The following is a 16450-nucleotide window of genomic DNA, read 5'->3' as shown; positions in this document are numbered from 1 at the left end:
TTTATGCCTCCAGCACCACAACCGCCACGGCGGCATTGCGGTCATGACTTATGGAAATGTGGGCGGCACGCATGCCCAGAGCCTCAGCCCGCGCAAGCGCAGGGCCGTGCAAATGGAGCAGGGGTTGCCCCGCAGGGCCGCGCAGCACCTCAATATGGTGAGGGCCAATCCCCTCGTTAAAGCCAGTGCCGAGCGCCTTGACCGCAGCCTCTTTGGCGGCAAACCGACCGGAAATGTAGGCAATAGGATTCTCCGGCACGAGTTTCAGTTCATCGGGGGTAAGGATCTTTTGCAAAAAGCGCTCTCCAAACCTGTCGTAACTTGCCTTAATGCGTGCTAGTTCCGTAATGTCAGTCCCAATGCCTACGATCATCAGTTATCCACCATATGCAGTACGGGCAAAATGTACTGCAAATAGGGCTGTTGCCCATTAAAAAAAATTAGCGTATTGCTTGCCTTTCAACCTAAACTATTCTGACCCGTTCCCCGCTGTAACGTCAAGCGCGCTGGCTGTGGGAACGTACGGAGAAATTTTGTATGAAGTTGTGCATTATCGGGACCGGCTATGTTGGCTTGGTCAGCGCCGCGTGCTTTGCTGAAATGGGTAATACCGTGACCTGCGTGGATGTTAACCCGGCTGTGGTGGAAAAGCTCAATGCCGGTTCCGTGCATATTTTTGAACCCGGTCTTGAACCCATGGTTCGCCACAGCCGCACTGATGGCCGCCTCAAGTTTACTACCCGTCTTGAAGATGGCATTGCGGATGCCGACTGCGCCTTTATCTGCGTTGGCACCCCGCCCCAGCCCGACGGCTCGTGCGATCTGAGCTATGTGCGTCAGGTGGCTGGCGAAATTGGCCGCCACATGCAGAACGACCTCGTGGTTGTGGACAAGTCCACGGTTCCCGTGGGCACCGCTGACGAAGTGCGCGCGCTCGTGGAAAAAGAGCTTGCCGCGCGCGGCGTGTCCTACAAGGTGGACGTGGTTTCCAACCCCGAGTTCCTCAAGGAAGGCGACGCCATCTCCGACTTCATGAAGCCCGACCGCGTTGTGCTTGGTACGGATTCCGAACGCGCCGCTTCGCTGATGCGCGAACTGTATTCGCCCTTTGCCCGCACCCGCGACAAGATCATCGTCATGGGCGTGCGAAGCGCAGAAATGACCAAGTATGCTGCTAACTGCATGCTTGCCACCAAGATTTCCTTTATCAACGAAATCGCCACCATTTGCGAAAAAGTGGGCGCGGACGTGCGCGACGTGCGCACCGGCATCGGCTCCGACACCCGCATTGGCTACCAGTTCATCTACCCCGGCGTGGGTTACGGCGGTTCGTGCTTCCCCAAGGACGTGAAGGCGCTCATCCACACCGCTGAAAAGGCTGGCGTGGAACCCAAGCTGCTCAACGCTGTGGAAGACGTCAACGCCCGGCAGAAAAAGCACATGGCTGGCCGCATCATGGAATATTTTGCTCCCCAGGGCGGCGTGAAGGGCAAAACCCTTGCGCTGTGGGGGCTGGCCTTCAAGGCCAATACCGACGACATGCGCGAAGCCGCTGCCATCAGCATTGTCAACGAGCTTACCGCCGCTGGTATGAAGGTTCGCGCCTTTGACCCGGTTGCCGCCGATAATGCCCGCGAAATCTTTAAAGATAATAAGCTTGTTGAAATTGTGGACAGCCAGTACGGCGCGTGCGAAGGCGCTCAGGGCCTGCTGGTGGTTACGGAATGGAACCAGTTCCGCAACCCCGATTTCGACAAGATCAAGGGCCTGCTGACAGCCCCCCTGCTGTTTGACGGCCGCAACCTGTACTCGCCCAACTTCATGGCGCAGCGCGGGTTTGCGTATTTCTGCATTGGCCGCCGCGCCGACTAGAGCCTGTTAACACGATGACCCTTTTGCCCCCTGCCTGCGTCAGGGAGCAAAATTACTCCTGGTGTTAACAGCCCCTTGTAAAAATGCTCAGTAGATGATTTGAAATGGTTGAAGCCGCCCGGAGCCGATGCTCCCGGGCGGCTTTTGTCATAAAAAAGGCTCTGTTCCTGTGGAACAGAGCCTTTTGGCATTATATAATGAACACTTTGAAATGAGAAGTAGTTCAAAGTTAATCTGCTCTAGGGGCTGTTTCTAAATAAAAGATTTTGCGCCGAGGACAAGGAAAACAGTATTTTTTACGACAGGAGTGGACTCTTCTGTCCATGACTGGAGTAAAAAATGTTGGATGACGCAGTGATCGGCCAAAAGAATTATTTAGAAACAGCCCCTACACGTTGAACAGGAAATGCATGACGTCGCCGTCGTTGACCACATATTCCTTGCCTTCCACGCGCAAGACGCCATCAGCGCGGCAAGCCGCTTCGCTTTCGTGGCTCATGTAGTCGGCGTAGGAGATAACTTCGGCCCGGATAAAGCCGCGCTCAAAGTCTGTATGGATGACGCCAGCGGCCTGCGGGGCCTTCCAGCCCTTGTGGATGGTCCAGGCGCGGACTTCGTCCGGCCCGGCGGTAAAGTAGCTGTACAGGCCAAGGGTGGCGTAGCCGGTGTGGATGATGCGTACAAGGCCGCTTTCATCAATGCCGTAGGAGGAGAGCAGTTCCGCCTGTTCCTCATCGGGCAGGCCTTGCAGTTCTTCTTCAAGCTTGGCGCAAATGCGCGCAAAGCCGGACTGGCGTTCCTTGGCAAAGGCTTCAAGTTTGGCGGAAAATTCATTGCCTTCGGCAACAGCGGCTTCATCCACATTGGCGCAGTAGATAACGGGCTTGGCCGTGAGCAGGCCAAGTTCGCGCCATGTGGTCAAAAAGCTCTCGTTATCAGGCAGGTCAAATCCCCGCGCGGGCTTGCCGTCGTTGAGCTGGGCCAGCAGGGTCTGCATGATTTCTGCGGATGCCTTGGCGTTTTTGTCAAACTTGGCAAGCTTTTGCAGCTTGTCCAAGCGCTTTTCAACGCTTTGCAGGTCGGCCAGCAGCAGTTCGGTTTCAATGGTGTCCACATCCCGCAGGGGATCAACGCCGCCGTCCACGTGGGTGATATTTTCATCCTCAAAGCAGCGCACTACATGCACAATGGCCGCGCATTCGCGAATGTTGCCCAAAAACTGGTTGCCCAGCCCTTCACCCTTGCTTGCGCCGCGTACCAGGCCTGCAATGTCGATAAAATCCACACTGGCGTAAATGGTCTTCTTGGGCTTGGCCTTGGCTGTCAGGGCGTCCACCCGCTTGTCCGGCACCGCCACCGTGGCCTTGTTGGGTTCAATGGTGCAGAAGGGGTAGTTGGCGGCCTGAGCGTTCTGAGCCTTGGTCAGGGCGTTGAAAAGGGTGGATTTGCCAACGTTGGGCAGGCCCACAATACCAATACTGAGCGACATGTTGTCTCCTTGCTGCGCGCAAAAAGGCGTATAGCCCGCAGTGGGCGGCGTGCCCGCGCGGGATTGGCCGCCAGCAAAATCAGCGGCCCGGGTTCACGGATCGTTTACGCTATTGCCCCTGTGGGCAAGACGGAATTGTTGAAAACAGCGGCAGCCCCAAAGGCAACCCGCGCCGTCAAGCAGACAGGCGCGGGCATGTTATAGACGCAAAGCGCGTATGAGGCAAGGACGCTACTGAAGCCGTGTGCTCACCGAGGGCGCAAGCCCGTCGCCGGGCCGGGCCTCGCGCACGAGGGGCCGCAGGTCGTCCGTAATGGGCACAGTGGCCGTGCCCATGGCCAGCACCTCATTGCTTGAGGTGTGGATAAGCCGGATGCTGAAGCGCACCTGTTCGCTGGTAGTCACATAGGTGCCCGCCAGTATGGCCTGACTGGTGCCGCTGGGGCTGGCAAGCTGGCGCACGTCGCGCGTCAGGATAAATTCGCCCTTGAGCTTGTCAAAGCGGATGTCGCGCCCCTTGCGCAGTTCCTGAAAACGGTAACCCGCATTGATGAGCCAGCGGGAGATTTCTTCCGTCATCTGGCGCGCCAAGGGCGAGGCTTCGTCCAGATTGTTGATGTTGACCGGGGTGGTGCCCATGATCATGATGCGGGCGCGGGCCAGAGCTTCGCGGTCTTTGCGGCTCATGTCCTGGCTGTCGCCCGAAAAGCGCATCATGATCTGTTCGTCAAGCTGCTTGGCAATGCTTACGGCAGCAGTGGGCACGTTTCCGGCTGCCGCCGCCGTGAGCGGAAAGAGCAGGGCCGCAAGCACAAGAATGGTAATGAAAAAGCGGTTCATGGTGATCCTCAGCGCATGGTGCGCAAAAGCAGTTCAACGCCGTTCAGTTCTCTTTTTATGATACCAAGGGTCTGGTCATCGGCACAGATGGAAAGGGCCTGAAGATAGCGCTGCCGCGCAAGCTCATAGCGCCCCTGTTCGCGGAACTGACGGGCCTGACCAAGATAGACCAGGCTGTGCTCGTTGGCATCAGAAAGATAGTTGGCCCGTTCCTTTGCCTCGCGCTTTGCCTGGGCATCATTGGCCTGCCCGCTGTAGGACGACATGCTGTCGGCCAGTGCGCTGGCTGGCAGTGCCGCAAGGGGCAGGGCGCATGAGGCCATAAGGCAAAGTGCGCAGATGTTGTTCAACGTTTTTTTCATGGCAATTCCGGCATTACCGGCCTTGTTTGATTACAAGCGTGCCGCTGCTGATGCTGCTGGCAGGCGTATAGAGCGAAGTTGGGGCCGGTTTGGCTGGGGCGCTGCTGGCCGTGGCCTTTACCGGCGGCGGCACATCGGCCTCGGCCATGCGCGTCACAATGGGGGTATTCACCAGCACAAGCTGGCCCGTGCGCATCACAAGGCCATCGCTGGCGCGCACCAGACGGGCGTTGATAAAGGTTGCGTCCTTATCCACATAATAGGTGCCCACAACAAGGGCGGCCCATTTTTGCCCGGTGGTTGAAACCATCTGGTTGGCGGCAAGGGCAAGGTCATCGCGCCCGCCCTGAACGTTGATGGTTCCGTTCAGCCTGTATTCACGCGTGGGAAAGCCACGCTGGTTGAATTCATAAAACAGCGATTCAGCCATCAGCCTGCCCATGGGCGAGCTTTGCGAGGTATTGTTCTGGTTCACAAAGGCCGTGGGCATGGCCACAAAGCCCTGAATGGCGTCGTTGGGCATGGTGGCAAGCATCTGCTCGGCCAGTTCGCGGCTTTTGAGCTTCAGCTCCACGGCGTCCGTATAGCCGGGCGAAAGCGCGGAAGGCCCACTTTTGGCGCAGCCGGAAAAGAGCGGCAGCAAAAGTGCGCAAAGCATAAGAAGACGCGGCATTATATGCATACAAACCCCGAGTGAAATTGCTCTGATGCAGCCCCTCGCGCCTTGATCCCGATGGATCCCTGGCGGGATAATTCCTCTTTTGCCGGGGCTATTGCCCACAGCCCGGCGGAACTGCTCTTACCATAGTCTTATCGTCACAATGGCCGTCAACTTGAGTGCTGACGGAAAAAACGTCAGCCTGCGACCTTTTTTTTAAACTTTGCAAGACACGTTCCAGATATCGCATTTGCCCCACGGTCGCTTACTCTCAGGTTGTCCAAATGGGGTTTATGCGGTTCAGAATCACGGTGCATGCGGCAAGGCTTGCCGCAAAGCCCGTAGGGCGGCCCGTGCTGCGCGCACTTGGCTTGCAGGGGGAAATAGCATAGAAGACTCGTTTACGGAGTGCCGTGGCTTTGCGCCGTGGCTCCACTTGTTTTTGTGAGGGAAGCATGCAAAAGCACACGACCCGCGCCATCCGTCTGGGCGGGCTTTCCATTGGCGGCGGTGCGCCTGTTATGGTGCAGAGCATGACCAATACCGACACACGCGATGCCGAGGCAACGCTTGCGCAGATTGCGCGGCTTGAGGCGCGCGGCTGCGAGGCCGTGCGCGTGGCTGTGCCGGACGAGGCTGCCGTTGCGGCCCTGCCCGCCATCCGCGCGGGTACACGCCTGCCGCTCATTGCGGACATACATTTTGATTACCGCCTTGCCGTGGCCTCGCTGGAGGCCGGGCTTGAAGGCCTGCGCATCAACCCCGGCAATATCGGCCCCAAGGAACACGTGGACCGCGTGGTGGATGCCGCCAAGGCCCACGGGGCGGTCATTCGCGTTGGAGTCAACTCCGGCTCGGTGGAAAAGCGCCTGCTCCAGCAGTACGGCGGCCCCTGCCCCGAGGCGCTGGTGGAAAGCGCTCTCACCCATGTGCGCATGCTTGAGGCGCGCGGTTTTTACGATACCAAAATTTCGCTCAAGTCCTCCTCTGTGCTTGATACCATTGCCTCCTACCGCAAGCTTGCCGAAGCTTGCGACTACCCCCTGCACATCGGCGTTACCGAGGCCGGGGGCCTCATGCGCGGCACGGTAAAATCTGCCGTGGGGCTTGGTATCCTGCTGCACGAGGGCATTGGCGACACCCTGCGCGTTTCGCTCACCGCCGACCCGGTGGAAGAAGTAACCGTGGCGTGGGAAATACTGCGCGCCCTTGGGCTGCGCTCGCGCGGGCCGGAAATCATCTCGTGCCCCACCTGCGGGCGCACGGAGATTGACCTGTTTTCGCTGGCCCGCGCGGTGGAAGACCGCTTAGCTACCTCCAAGGCCGACATCAAGGTGGCGGTCATGGGCTGCGTGGTCAACGGGCCGGGCGAGGCCCGCGAGGCCGATCTGGGCGTTGCGGGCGGGCGCGACAAGGGCATCATATTTCGCAAGGGCGAGGTCATCCGCTCGGTCAAAGGGCAGGAGGCCCTGCTGGCGGCTTTTATGGAAGAACTGCAACAACTGCTCAACGAAAAGGAATCACAGTAATGCGTTTCAGCAACTGCTATATTCCCACCCTCAAGGAATCTCCGGCGGATGCCGAGGTAATCAGCCACAAGCTTTTGCTGCGCGCCGGTATGGTGCGCAGGCTTACTTCGGGCATGTACACCTATCTGCCGCTGGGCCTGAAGGTGATTGAAAAAATAAGCCGCGTCGTGCGCGAAGAAATGGCCGTCGCCTACTTTGAAGAACTGCTCATGCCCATGGTGCAGCCCGCCGACCTGTGGAAAGAATCGGGCCGATGGGAGCATTACGGCAAGGAACTGCTGCGCTTCAAGGATCGCAACGAGCGCGAATACTGCCTCGGCCCCACGCACGAAGAAGTCATCACCGACCTCGTGCGCGGCGAAGTGCGCTCCTACCGTCAGCTTCCTGTGCGTCTGTACCAGATTCAGACCAAGTTCCGCGATGAAATCCGCCCCCGTTTCGGCCTTATGCGCGGGCGCGAATTTATCATGAAGGACGGCTATTCCTTTGACGCCACGGAAGAAGGCGCACAGCAGAACTACTGGGCCTGCCACGCGGCCTACAAGCGTATTTTCCAGCGCCTTGGCCTCAAGTTTCGCCCTGTGGAGGCCGACTCCGGCTCCATCGGCGGCAACTTCTCGCACGAATTCATGGTGCTGGCTGAAACGGGCGAAGACACCATCGCTTTCTGCCATCACTGCGACTACGCGGCCAACGTGGAGCGCGCCGAAGTGGCCTGGAACGGCAAACCCTGCACGGAGACCTGCGCTCCGGCAGAGAAGGTTGCCACCCCCAATGCCCACACGGTGGAAGAAGTGGCGGCCCTGCTGGGCGTGCCCGCCTCCTCCGTGGTCAAGACCATGCTCTTCAAGGTGGACGGTAAGCCCGTGGCCGTGCTGGTGCGCGGCGACCGCGAAGTGAACGACATCAAGCTCAAGAACCTGCTCAACGCGCAGGATGTGGTCATGGCCGACGCCGCCACCGTGCAGCAGATCACCAAGGCCCCTGTGGGCTTTGCCGGGCCTGTGGGGCTGGAAATTCCGGTCTACGCCGATGCCGAACTGCAAGGCGCTACAGATTATGTGGTAGGCGCCAACGCCGGCGATGCCCACCTTGTGCACGTTGACCTCAAGCGCGACGCCACGGTGACCGCCTGGGCCGATCTGCGCGCCATCACGCCAGAAGACACATGCCCCCGCTGCGGTGGCCGCATTGAGCTTACGCGCGGCATCGAAGTGGGCCACGTGTTCATGCTTGGCCGCAAATACAGCGATGCCATGCATGCCGCCTTCCTTGACGAAAACGGCAAGGAACAGATCATGATCATGGGCTGTTACGGCATCGGCGTTTCCCGCGTGGCCGCAGCCGCTATCGAGCAGAACAACGACGAGCACGGCATTGTGTTCCCGCCGCCGCTGGCTCCTTACGACTGCATCCTGCTGAACCTTGACCCGCGCAATGAAGAGGTCAACGCCAAGGTCGAGCAGATTTACGCCATGCTCAAGGATATGGGCGTGGATGTACTCATGGACGACCGTGACGAACGCCCCGGCGTCAAGTTCAAGGATGCGGATTTGTTGGGTATTCCCATGCAGCTCGTGGTGGGCGGCAAGGGTCTGGCCAAGGGCATTGTGGAATGTAAGGATCGCCGCAGCGGCGAAAAGGGCGAACTGCCCGCCGATGCAATGGCTGAAGCTTTTTCTGACTGGGCCGCCAAGGTTCGCGAGGGGTGGGCGCAGCAGCAGGCCTAGGGGCTGTACTGACGAAAAACAAGCCTTCCCCTTTGTATTGGGCGTGATGCAGAACATGACGCACGCAGTAGGGGGAGAGCTGCTGGTTTTGGTAGAAGGGGCGCTTTTAGCGCCCCTTCAGCAACAAAATCTCAACGACGTTTTCTGATATACTGCCGCACGCGGAGCACCATGCAGGAAGCCATACTGTCTGTCCGTGAACTCACGGAACAGCTGCGCAAAACCCTTGAGGGACGTTTCCCCTTTGTCTGGGTGCGGGGCGAGGTGACCAACCTGACCCGTCCCGGCTCCGGGCACGTCTATTTTACCCTCAAGGATGCCGATGCGCAGTTGCAGTGCGTGTGGTTCAGGCACATGCAGCGGCAGAACAGTCAGGGGTTTGATCCCCTGACAGGCGAGGTTTTTGACGCGCCGCGTCCTTCGCCGCTGGAGCTTTTGCGCAACGGGCTGGATGTGCTGTGCGCAGGGCGCATCACCCTGTATGCGCCGCGCGGCCAGTATCAGCTTGCCGTGGAGCTGGTGCAGCCAGCGGGCGAGGGGTTGCTTGCGCAGGCCTTTGAGGCCAGCAAGCGCAAGCTGGCAGCTCTGGGCTATTTCAGCCAAGAGCGCAAACGGCCCCTGCCGTATGATCCGCAGCGCGTGGCCCTTATCACCTCCCCAACGGGCGCGGCTATCCATGATTTTATGGAGCTTGCGGCCAGCCGGGGCAGCGGGGCGCGCATTCGTCTGTTCCCGGCTCTGGTGCAGGGGGCGGATGCTGCCCCCTCCATTGTACGGGCGCTGCACGAGGCCAATGCGCAGGGCTGGGCGCAGGCCGTTGTGCTGGTGCGCGGCGGGGGCTCGCTGGAAGATTTGTGGGCCTTTAATGAAGAAGCCGTGGCCGAGGCAGTGTTTGAGTCGCGCCTGCCGGTGCTGGCGGGCATCGGGCATGAGGTGGACGTTACCCTTGCCGACATGACGGCAGACCTGCGCGCGGCAACGCCCTCGCATGCGGCGCAACTGCTCTGGCCCGCGCGGGCCGAGCTGATGCAAAAGGTTGACGAGGCGGAGGCGGCCCTTGTGCGGGCGGCGCGGCGGCGGCTGGAAACAGCGGGACAGAGCCTCGCGCAGTTTGAAAACGCCCTGCGCTGGTTTTCGCCCATGCGGCATCAGGCCCGCCTGGCGGAGCAGCTTGACGGTCTGCACCGTTCCTTGCACAGGGCCGCGCGCCAGTGGCTCGACACCACAGAGGCCCGGCGCGACAGGCTTGAGCGCGCCCTGCAGAACGCCTTCAGCCCTTCGCGGCTGGATGTGCTGGGCAGCAGGGTAGAGGCTCTTTCCGCCAGTCTGGCTGCGGCCATGCCGCGCATGCTGGCCGCGCAGGAACAACGGTATGATGCCGCGCGGCAGCGCTTGCAGGCGGCAGGGCAGGAAATGCTTGCCCGCACCGGGCGCGAACTGGATAAATGCGAATTTGCTCTGGCAGCCGCCAACCCCCTCGCGCCCCTCAAGCGCGGCTATGCCCTTGTGCATGGCGTGGATGGCGGCCTGCTGCGCACGGTGACGGAGGCTCCTGCGGGCAGCGCCATCACGGTGCGGCTGGCGGATGGCAGCCTTGCCGCCGTGGTCAACAAGGTGCTGCCAGACGTTGCGCCAGACGCTTCGCCCGACTCTGATACAGGCGCGTTGCCGGTTGCCAAAAAACAAGGACGGAATAGCTGATGTCTGTGCTCACGCGCATGCTCGTGGTTCTGTTGGCGGGGGCTTTTATTTTTGTTCCTACAGCCGTTCTGGCTGCGCCATCCCCCACGCCAGCCCTCGCGCTTGACGCGCCTGAATCCGTAGCCAGGGGGGATGCCTTTCCCGCCCTGGCGGTGAGCGACGCGCCCGCAAAGTCCTTTACGTTCCGCTGGCTGGGCAAAACCTACGAGGCCAGGGCGGAGCAGGTGAGCGCCAATACCGCTGCGGGCGCTGCAACGCGCTGGCAGGCCGTCATGTTGCTGCCCGTGCCGCTGGAAGAAAAGGAATCCGCGCGTGATCTTGCCGTCTCCACGGGCAACGGCAAGGATGCCCCCGCAGTAGTGCGCAAGATCGCTTTTTTTGACAAAGACCGCCCGGTGCAGAAACTGAACGTTGATAAAAAATACGTTGATCCCCCGGCGGCGGAAATGGCGCGCATCAAGGCCGACAGGGAACTTGTGCGCCAGGCCCTGGCCCAGCGTCTGCCCGAACGCTTCTGGGTGCTGCCCTTTGTGCGGCCTGTGCCCGGCGATGTTTCAAGCCTGTACGGCCTCAAACGCGTGTTCAACGGGCAGCCGCGCGGGGTGCACAAGGGCCTTGATCTGCGCGGCCAGCAGGGGCAGCCTGTGCTTGCCTGCGCCGATGGTCAGGTGGGCCTTACGGGGAATTTGTACTTCTCTGGTAATGTAGTGTACATCAATCACGGCGAAGGGGTGTTCACCGCGTATCTGCACCTCTCTGAAATACTGGTGCAAAATGGCGATCGGGTGCGCAAGGGGCAGGTTATCGGGCTGGTAGGGGCCACGGGTCGCGTTACCGGGCCGCATCTGCATCTTTCGCTTCTGGTTCAGGGCGAGTCGGTTGACCCGCAGCCCTTTTTGACAACCGGGAACGCCAGGGGAAACAATCCATGAGCGCCAAGACAGACAATACTTTTGAAAAAAAGATGGCCCGGCTTCAGGAGATCGTGGCGGCGCTTGAAAGCGGCGACCTGCCCCTGGAAAAGGGCATGGCCCTGTATAAGGAAGGAGCGGCGTGCTCGCGCTATTGCCGCGAGCAGCTCGACAAAGCCCGGCACGAGCTTGAAATCTGGCAGGATGGTCAGGCTCGTCCCCTTGAGTCACGCCCTGTGGCGGCAAGCGGGCTGAACGCAGAAGAGGAGGCGGAATAGGCGATGATGAGCGTTGCTGACATGAAGGCCCTGCTGCACGCGCGGGGCAAGGATGTGGAAGCCTATCTGGCCACCTGTCTTGACGGCCGCGATGTGCCGCAGAGGCTCAAGGATTCCATGCTGTACAGCCTGCAAGCCGGGGGCAAGCGTTTGCGCCCTGTTTTGTGCCTGAGCACTGCCGCCCTGTGCGGTCTTTCGCCCCAGCGCAGCATGCCCTTTGCTGCCGCTATCGAGATGATCCACACCTATTCGCTCATCCATGACGACCTCCCCGCCATGGATAACGATGATCTGCGCCGGGGCAAGCCCTCGAACCACAAAGCTTTTGATGAAGCCACGGCCATACTGGCGGGCGATGGCCTGCTGACGGACGCATTCATGGTCATGTGCCGCACTGCGGAATCCCCTGATCGTGTGCTGGACGCCGTTGCCGAGCTTTCGTTTGCGGCGGGGTCTTCCGGCATGGTGGGCGGGCAGGAATGGGACATGATCTATACGGGCGCGTCTTCCATCACGCTTGAGCAGATGCGCGCCGTGCACGCCATGAAAACTGGGGCGCTGCTGCGGGCATCATGCGTATGCGGGGCCATTCTTGCCGGTGCGGAAACGCCCGCGCGCGAGGCCATTGCCGCCTACGGCGCTGCGCTTGGCGTGGCATTTCAGATTGCGGACGACATCCTTGATGTGGTTTCCGACACTGAAACTCTGGGCAAACCTGCGGGCAGCGACGAGGAGCAGGGCAAGAGCACCTATCCCGCCCTGCTGGGGCTTGAAAAAAGCCGGGAACTGGCGCGTGCGCAGGCTCAGGCCGCGCAGGCCGCGCTGGCCCCGTTTGACGGGCAGGAAGCGGATTTTCTGCGGGCATTGGCCGACTACACGGTAACGAGGGCGGCCTAAATGGACACCACAGAAAGCCCATTGCTGGATGCTGTGAGCAGCCCGGCGCAACTGAACAAATTTTCTGACGCGCAGCTTGCCCAACTGGCTGGCGAGGTGCGCAGCCGCATCATTGAAACCGTCTCCCGCAACGGCGGGCATCTTGCGCCCTCTCTGGGCGTGGTTGAGCTGACGCTGGCCCTGCTGGCGACCTTTAATGTGGAGCACGACAAGCTCATCTGGGACGTGGGGCATCAGGCCTACGCCTACAAATTGCTGACCGGGCGCGCCAAGAATTTTCACACCCTGCGGTCTTTTGGCGGCATTTCTGGCTTTCCGCGCATGGCAGAAAGCCCGTACGACCATTTTGGCGTGGGGCATTCTTCCACGTCCATTTCTGCGGCTCTGGGCATGGCTTTGGCCCGCGATCTTTCCTGTCTCAAGCATCACGTGCTGGCCGTTATCGGCGATGGCTCGCTGACGGCGGGCGAGGCCTTTGAGGGCCTGAACCTTGCCGGGCACATGGGGCGGCGGCTCATTGTGGTGCTCAACGACAATGAAATGTCCATTTCGCCCAATGTGGGCGCGCTTTCGCTGTTTTTGAGCCGCACGCTTTCGCAGCGCTGGGTGCGGCAAACCCGCAAGGAAGTGCTTAATTTCCTGCGCTCCATTCCGCGCATCGGCCAAAAGCTGGCCGTATACGCCATGCGCGGCGAATGGAGCTTCAAGTCGTTCTTTACGCCGGGCATGCTGTTTGAGGCGTTTCGCTTCAACTACATCGGCCCGGTGGACGGGCACGACATCACAAGCCTGCGCCGCCATCTGGAAATGGCCGCCGCCATTGAGGACGGCCCGGTGCTGCTGCACGTGCGCACCCAGAAGGGCAAGGGCTACGGCCCGGCGGAGAAAAATCCCACACTGTACCACGGCATCGGCCTGTTCACGCCCGAAACCGGGCAGCCTGTGGCTTCCACAGCCAAGCTGCCCTCGTTCACCACGGTGTTCAGCAATACGCTGACAGAGCTTGCCGAGCATAACGACAAGATCATTGCTATCACGGCGGCCATGCCCGAAGGCACAGGCACGGACAAGTTCCGCGCGCGTTTCCCCGACCGCTTTGTGGATGTGGGCATTTGCGAGCAGCACGCCGTGACCTTTGCGGCGGGCCTTGCCAGCCAGGGCTATCGGCCCGCGCTGGCCGTGTATTCCACCTTTTTGCAGCGCTCGTACGATCAGGTTGTGCACGATGTATGTCTGCAAAATCTGCCCGTTACCTTCTGCGTAGACCGCGCAGGCCTTGTGGGCGAGGATGGAGCGACCCACCACGGGGCCTTTGATATCGCCTATCTGCGGCATATTCCCAATATCTCCATGCTGGCCCCGCGCGATGAAAATTTGCTGCGTCATAGCCTGCACACGGCTTTGTGCCATCCCGGCCCGTGCGCCCTGCGGTATCCGCGCGGCAGCGCCTTTGGCGTTGCCCCTGACGGCGCGCCGCGGCTGTTGACCCCCGGCCGGGGCGAAGTGCTGCAACAGGGCGAAGGCCTTGCGGTGATAGCCGTGGGCAACCGCGCGCATCCTGCGCTGGAAGCTGCGGCCATGGTGGAGCGGCAAACAGGTGTGAAGCCCCTTGTGTTCGACCCGGTCTGGATCAAACCCTTGCCGGAAGAACAACTGGCCGAAATCGCCCAAAACTTTGACCGTATTCTTATGGTGGAAGAAGGCGTGTTGGCTGGCGGTTTTTCATCCGCAGTGCTGGAATTCTGGAATGATCGTGGCCTCATGCGCGGCCAGCGCATCAAACGCCTTGGTCTGCCCGACCATTTTGTGGAGCACGGCAGCCAGTTGCGTCTGCGCGAACTTGTGGGCCTGCGCACCAACAATATTGCCGAGGCCATGCTGGAACTTTTGGGAAAGTAATAGGGCAATAGAAGTTCTTGAAAATAAAACTGCCGGGATTTTGATGCATCAAAATCCCGGCAGTTTTGTATTGTGTGGGAGAAAAACTAATTTGCGGCAGTGCGTCCTATGCTTGCTGGATCAGAATGGAAGTATTCCGCCCTACGCGTTCTAGTCTGGCTGAATATCGTATTGCTCCAGCTTGTCCCACACTGCGCTGATAATCAGGGCCATAACAGCAGCGAGGCGGGCCTTGGCGTGATCGTCCGGCGGGGTGGCCTGACCGCGCAGGTTGGCGGCCTGCACCGCAAGGCGCTGACAGAACAGTTCCGGGCAGCGAACCTGCTGTTCCTGCGCAAGCAGGGGCATGTATTCGGCAAAGGGGCCGTCCACAAAGGCGTTGAGGGCAGCGTTGACCGCTTTTTCGTCCGCGCTGTCAAAATTATTGCTGGCTGCGGCCAGCAGATTGCCCGTCTGGCGCAGATAGGCCAAAAATACGGTATTGGGCGCGTGGTGCATGATGGCGGCCGTAACCACCGCGTGCACAAAGGCCCGCCACTCCGCGCAGAACATATCCGCACCCGGGCCTGACAGATATTCATCGGGCATCTGAGCGCCGCTGGCCATATTGATGATGTCGGCGGTCTTGCTGTTGAGCTGAAACAGAATGCAGGCCGCTTCCACACCCTGAGCCGCGCTGAGCAGTTTTTTGGACATCAGGCCTGTTCCTCTAGCGGGTTTTGCGCGCAGGCTGCCTGCGCCTCGGCATAGGCGGCGTAACCCGCAGCGCGCAGGCGGCAGGCTGGGCAGTCGCCGCATCCATAGCCCCAGGGGTAGCGCTGCCCGCGCTGGCCCATGTAGCAGGTGTGGCTTTCTTCCACAATCAGGTTCACCAGCGCATCGCCGCCAAGGCTGCGGGCCAGCATCCAGGCGTCCTTTTTGCTGCGCCACATGAGCGGCGTGTGCAGCGTAAAATTGGCGTCCATGCCGCTGTTAATGGCAACCTGCATGGCCTTGATGCTGTCGTCCCGGCAGTCGGGATAGCCGGAGTAATCGCTCTGGCAGACGCCCAGCACCATGTGGCGGATTTCCTTGGCATAGGCCCAGGCAGCGGCGTGCAGAATAAATATGAGGTTGCGCCCCGGCACAAAGGTGTTGGGCAGGCCGTTGGCGCAGTGCTCTTCTATTGGCGCGTCAGAGGTCAGAGCCGTGTCTGCAAGCTGGCGGAAAATATCGAGATTAAGCAGGGCATCCGGCCCCATGCGCTGCGCCCATTGCGGGTTGAGGGCGGCAATGCCCTCGCGCACGCGCTTGCGGCAGTCAAGCTCCACAGAGTGACGCTGCCCATAGTCAAAACCCAGCGTCAGCACCCGCTTGAAGCGGCTGAGCGCCCATGCGAGGCAAGTGGCGGAATCCTGCCCGCCGGAAAATATGACAAGAGCCTGTTGTTCAAGCAGGGGAGAAGTGGTGTTCATTTTACTTGCGGCCAGAAGTTGCAGGGACGCGCCGGGGCGTAGCCAGCCATAAAGGCATCCATGAGCGTGCCGAAAAACACGCGGTTGCGGGGCTTTATGTGCTGTACTTCAGCGCTGTCTGTGGGGAAAAAGCGCATGGATTCGCGGTTGCCCAGATAGGTCTTTTTGGCGGCAGGCAGGGTGAGCAAATGCGCCCACATGCCGCGCCGGGCGGCAATGGCTTCGTGCTGGAGCTTGCGCAGCCTTTCCTGAAAATGGGGATTGAGGTCGCTGTGCGGATACACAAAGGCCGCGCCGTTGCGAACCATGGTGTCGGACAGGGAGTGCCCGTCAGGCAGGATAACATCGGCCACCACGCGGCCGTAATGATCCTTGCCCTTGGCATCCACGGCCACCAGGCGCACATCCTTGCCCTGAGCCAATTTGGTAAGCTGGTCAAAGGCTTCGCGGGCGTAGTACTGGGGCTTATGTTTGCCCCGGTCCATTTCAGGGGCGTCAATGCCCGCAAGGCGCACTGTGCGGCGATCAGTGAGCTTTAACGTGTCGCCGTCAAAACATTTGGCGACCTTGCCCTGCGGATTGGGCAGGGGCTCGGCCGCAGGCGCAGCGCCAGCAACATTGGTCAATGCCAGCAGACACAGAAGAATCAGCGCAAAGACATGCGCTGTAGTATGATTTTTGCCGCCCGAAAAATGGGGCCAGCGGAAAAGCTGTTGCATGTGGCTCAGCATAGGTGCGGTGCTCGTCCGTTGCTGTCAGAGTGGCGGAAAGGTCAATGGGATAATGACCGTGCAAGCCCGACAGGTCAACCTGCCGGGCTTGCACAATGA

Annotated in this window: 16 protein-coding genes; 8 read left to right on the top strand and 8 right to left on the bottom strand. The window is 60.3% G+C overall.

Annotation, left to right across the window (positions count from 1 at the left end):
* Nucleotide 1: 1 nt before the first annotated feature.
* The gene (locus NE637_RS02295) at nucleotides 2-373 is read right to left on the bottom strand and encodes a holo-[acyl-carrier-protein] synthase (protein WP_192111971.1); all 372 of its coding nucleotides are present in this window, start codon (nucleotides 371-373) and stop codon (nucleotides 2-4) included.
* 164 nt (nucleotides 374-537) lie between these two features.
* On the opposite strand from NE637_RS02295, the gene NE637_RS02290 reads away from it, so the two are divergent.
* A complete protein-coding gene (locus NE637_RS02290; RefSeq protein ID WP_192111970.1) occupies nucleotides 538-1872 on the top strand; it encodes a UDP-glucose dehydrogenase family protein in 1335 nt (444 codons plus the stop codon).
* A 388-nt stretch (nucleotides 1873-2260) separates the two neighbouring features.
* Here NE637_RS02290 and ychF read toward each other — a convergent pair whose 3' ends face one another.
* The 4 genes from ychF to NE637_RS02270 all read right to left on the bottom strand — a co-directional run bounded on the left by ychF (nucleotide 2261) and on the right by NE637_RS02270 (nucleotide 5236).
* On the bottom strand, nucleotides 2261-3361 hold the full coding sequence (gene ychF, locus NE637_RS02285; protein ID WP_215647852.1) for a redox-regulated ATPase YchF: 1101 nt from the start codon (nucleotides 3359-3361) through the stop codon (nucleotides 2261-2263).
* 231 nt (nucleotides 3362-3592) lie between these two features.
* A complete protein-coding gene (locus NE637_RS02280; RefSeq protein ID WP_215647853.1) occupies nucleotides 3593-4201 on the bottom strand; it encodes a FlgO family outer membrane protein in 609 nt (202 codons plus the stop codon).
* 8 nt (nucleotides 4202-4209) lie between these two features.
* Nucleotides 4210-4563, bottom strand: coding sequence for a hypothetical protein (locus NE637_RS02275; RefSeq protein ID WP_227117939.1), 354 nt, complete (start codon nucleotides 4561-4563; stop codon nucleotides 4210-4212).
* Between the two features lie 13 nt (nucleotides 4564-4576).
* A complete protein-coding gene (locus tag NE637_RS02270) occupies nucleotides 4577-5236 on the bottom strand; it encodes a FlgO family outer membrane protein (protein WP_227117938.1) in 660 nt (219 codons plus the stop codon).
* 440 nt (nucleotides 5237-5676) lie between these two features.
* Here NE637_RS02270 and ispG point away from each other — a divergent pair, with 440 nt between their 5' ends.
* The 7 genes from ispG to dxs all read left to right on the top strand — a co-directional run bounded on the left by ispG (nucleotide 5677) and on the right by dxs (nucleotide 14166).
* A complete protein-coding gene (gene ispG, locus NE637_RS02265; protein ID WP_192111965.1) occupies nucleotides 5677-6750 on the top strand; it encodes a flavodoxin-dependent (E)-4-hydroxy-3-methylbut-2-enyl-diphosphate synthase in 1074 nt (357 codons plus the stop codon).
* Nucleotides 6750-8480 carry a proline--tRNA ligase gene (locus NE637_RS02260; protein WP_192111964.1) on the top strand — a complete coding sequence of 577 codons (1731 nt, stop codon included), beginning with the start codon at nucleotides 6750-6752 and terminating at the stop codon, nucleotides 8478-8480. The genes ispG and NE637_RS02260 overlap by 1 nt, the downstream gene beginning before the upstream one ends.
* Before the next feature lie 171 nt (nucleotides 8481-8651).
* Nucleotides 8652-10181 carry an exodeoxyribonuclease VII large subunit gene (gene xseA, locus NE637_RS02255; RefSeq protein ID WP_227117937.1) on the top strand — a complete coding sequence of 510 codons (1530 nt, stop codon included), beginning with the start codon at nucleotides 8652-8654 and terminating at the stop codon, nucleotides 10179-10181.
* Entirely contained in the window at nucleotides 10181-11113 is a 933-nt protein-coding gene (locus NE637_RS02250) for a M23 family metallopeptidase (protein ID WP_227117936.1), read from the top strand. Before xseA ends, NE637_RS02250 begins: the two co-directional genes overlap by 1 nt.
* Entirely contained in the window at nucleotides 11110-11370 is a 261-nt protein-coding gene (xseB, locus tag NE637_RS02245) for an exodeoxyribonuclease VII small subunit (protein WP_192111962.1), read from the top strand. Before NE637_RS02250 ends, xseB begins: the two co-directional genes overlap by 4 nt.
* A gap of 3 nt (nucleotides 11371-11373) precedes the next feature.
* The gene (locus NE637_RS02240; protein WP_227117935.1) at nucleotides 11374-12267 is read left to right on the top strand and encodes a polyprenyl synthetase family protein; all 894 of its coding nucleotides are present in this window, start codon (nucleotides 11374-11376) and stop codon (nucleotides 12265-12267) included.
* Nucleotides 12268-14166 (top strand): 1-deoxy-D-xylulose-5-phosphate synthase, encoded by a 1899-nt coding sequence (dxs, locus tag NE637_RS02235; protein WP_215647859.1) that lies wholly within the window; start codon nucleotides 12268-12270, stop codon nucleotides 14164-14166.
* Between the two features lie 150 nt (nucleotides 14167-14316).
* Here the strand turns inward: dxs and NE637_RS02230 are convergent, their stop codons facing one another.
* From NE637_RS02230 to NE637_RS02220, 3 genes are read right to left on the bottom strand one after another with little or no spacing between them, the layout of a single operon-like run.
* Nucleotides 14317-14862, bottom strand: coding sequence for a serine/threonine protein kinase (locus tag NE637_RS02230; RefSeq protein WP_192111959.1), 546 nt, complete (start codon nucleotides 14860-14862; stop codon nucleotides 14317-14319).
* A complete protein-coding gene (queC, locus tag NE637_RS02225) occupies nucleotides 14862-15620 on the bottom strand; it encodes a 7-cyano-7-deazaguanine synthase QueC (RefSeq protein WP_215647860.1) in 759 nt (252 codons plus the stop codon). The genes NE637_RS02230 and queC overlap by 1 nt, the downstream gene beginning before the upstream one ends.
* A complete protein-coding gene (locus tag NE637_RS02220; RefSeq protein WP_227117934.1) occupies nucleotides 15617-16339 on the bottom strand; it encodes a thermonuclease family protein in 723 nt (240 codons plus the stop codon). The genes queC and NE637_RS02220 overlap by 4 nt, the downstream gene beginning before the upstream one ends.
* Nucleotides 16340-16450 lie beyond the last annotated feature (111 nt).

The sequence above is a fragment of the Desulfovibrio desulfuricans genome (assembly GCF_024460775.1).
Taxonomy (GTDB): domain Bacteria; phylum Desulfobacterota; class Desulfovibrionia; order Desulfovibrionales; family Desulfovibrionaceae; genus Desulfovibrio; species Desulfovibrio desulfuricans_E.
This window is presented reverse-complemented; position numbering and strand designations above follow the sequence as displayed.

Bases quoted from the DNA above. Each gene is read 5' to 3' on its own strand.
- NE637_RS02220 (WP_227117934.1), bottom strand. From the start codon at position 16,339: ATGCAACAGCTTTTCCGCTGGCCCCATTTTTCGGGCGGCAAAAATCAT.
- NE637_RS02250 (WP_227117936.1), top strand. From the start codon at position 10,181: ATGTCTGTGCTCACGCGCATGCTCGTGGTTCTGTTGGCGGGGGCTTTT.
- ispG (WP_192111965.1), top strand. From the start codon at position 5,677: ATGCAAAAGCACACGACCCGCGCCATCCGTCTGGGCGGGCTTTCCATT.
- queC (WP_215647860.1), bottom strand. From the start codon at position 15,620: ATGAACACCACTTCTCCCCTGCTTGAACAACAGGCTCTTGTCATATTT.
- NE637_RS02275 (WP_227117939.1), bottom strand. From the start codon at position 4,563: ATGAAAAAAACGTTGAACAACATCTGCGCACTTTGCCTTATGGCCTCA.
- NE637_RS02230 (WP_192111959.1), bottom strand. From the start codon at position 14,862: ATGTCCAAAAAACTGCTCAGCGCGGCTCAGGGTGTGGAAGCGGCCTGC.
- NE637_RS02280 (WP_215647853.1), bottom strand. From the start codon at position 4,201: ATGAACCGCTTTTTCATTACCATTCTTGTGCTTGCGGCCCTGCTCTTT.
- xseB (WP_192111962.1), top strand. From the start codon at position 11,110: ATGAGCGCCAAGACAGACAATACTTTTGAAAAAAAGATGGCCCGGCTT.
- xseA (WP_227117937.1), top strand. From the start codon at position 8,652: ATGCAGGAAGCCATACTGTCTGTCCGTGAACTCACGGAACAGCTGCGC.
- dxs (WP_215647859.1), top strand. From the start codon at position 12,268: ATGGACACCACAGAAAGCCCATTGCTGGATGCTGTGAGCAGCCCGGCG.
- NE637_RS02290 (WP_192111970.1), top strand. From the start codon at position 538: ATGAAGTTGTGCATTATCGGGACCGGCTATGTTGGCTTGGTCAGCGCC.
- NE637_RS02295 (WP_192111971.1), bottom strand. From the start codon at position 373: ATGATCGTAGGCATTGGGACTGACATTACGGAACTAGCACGCATTAAG.
- ychF (WP_215647852.1), bottom strand. From the start codon at position 3,361: ATGTCGCTCAGTATTGGTATTGTGGGCCTGCCCAACGTTGGCAAATCC.
- NE637_RS02270 (WP_227117938.1), bottom strand. From the start codon at position 5,236: ATGCCGCGTCTTCTTATGCTTTGCGCACTTTTGCTGCCGCTCTTTTCC.
- NE637_RS02240 (WP_227117935.1), top strand. From the start codon at position 11,374: ATGATGAGCGTTGCTGACATGAAGGCCCTGCTGCACGCGCGGGGCAAG.
- NE637_RS02260 (WP_192111964.1), top strand. From the start codon at position 6,750: ATGCGTTTCAGCAACTGCTATATTCCCACCCTCAAGGAATCTCCGGCG.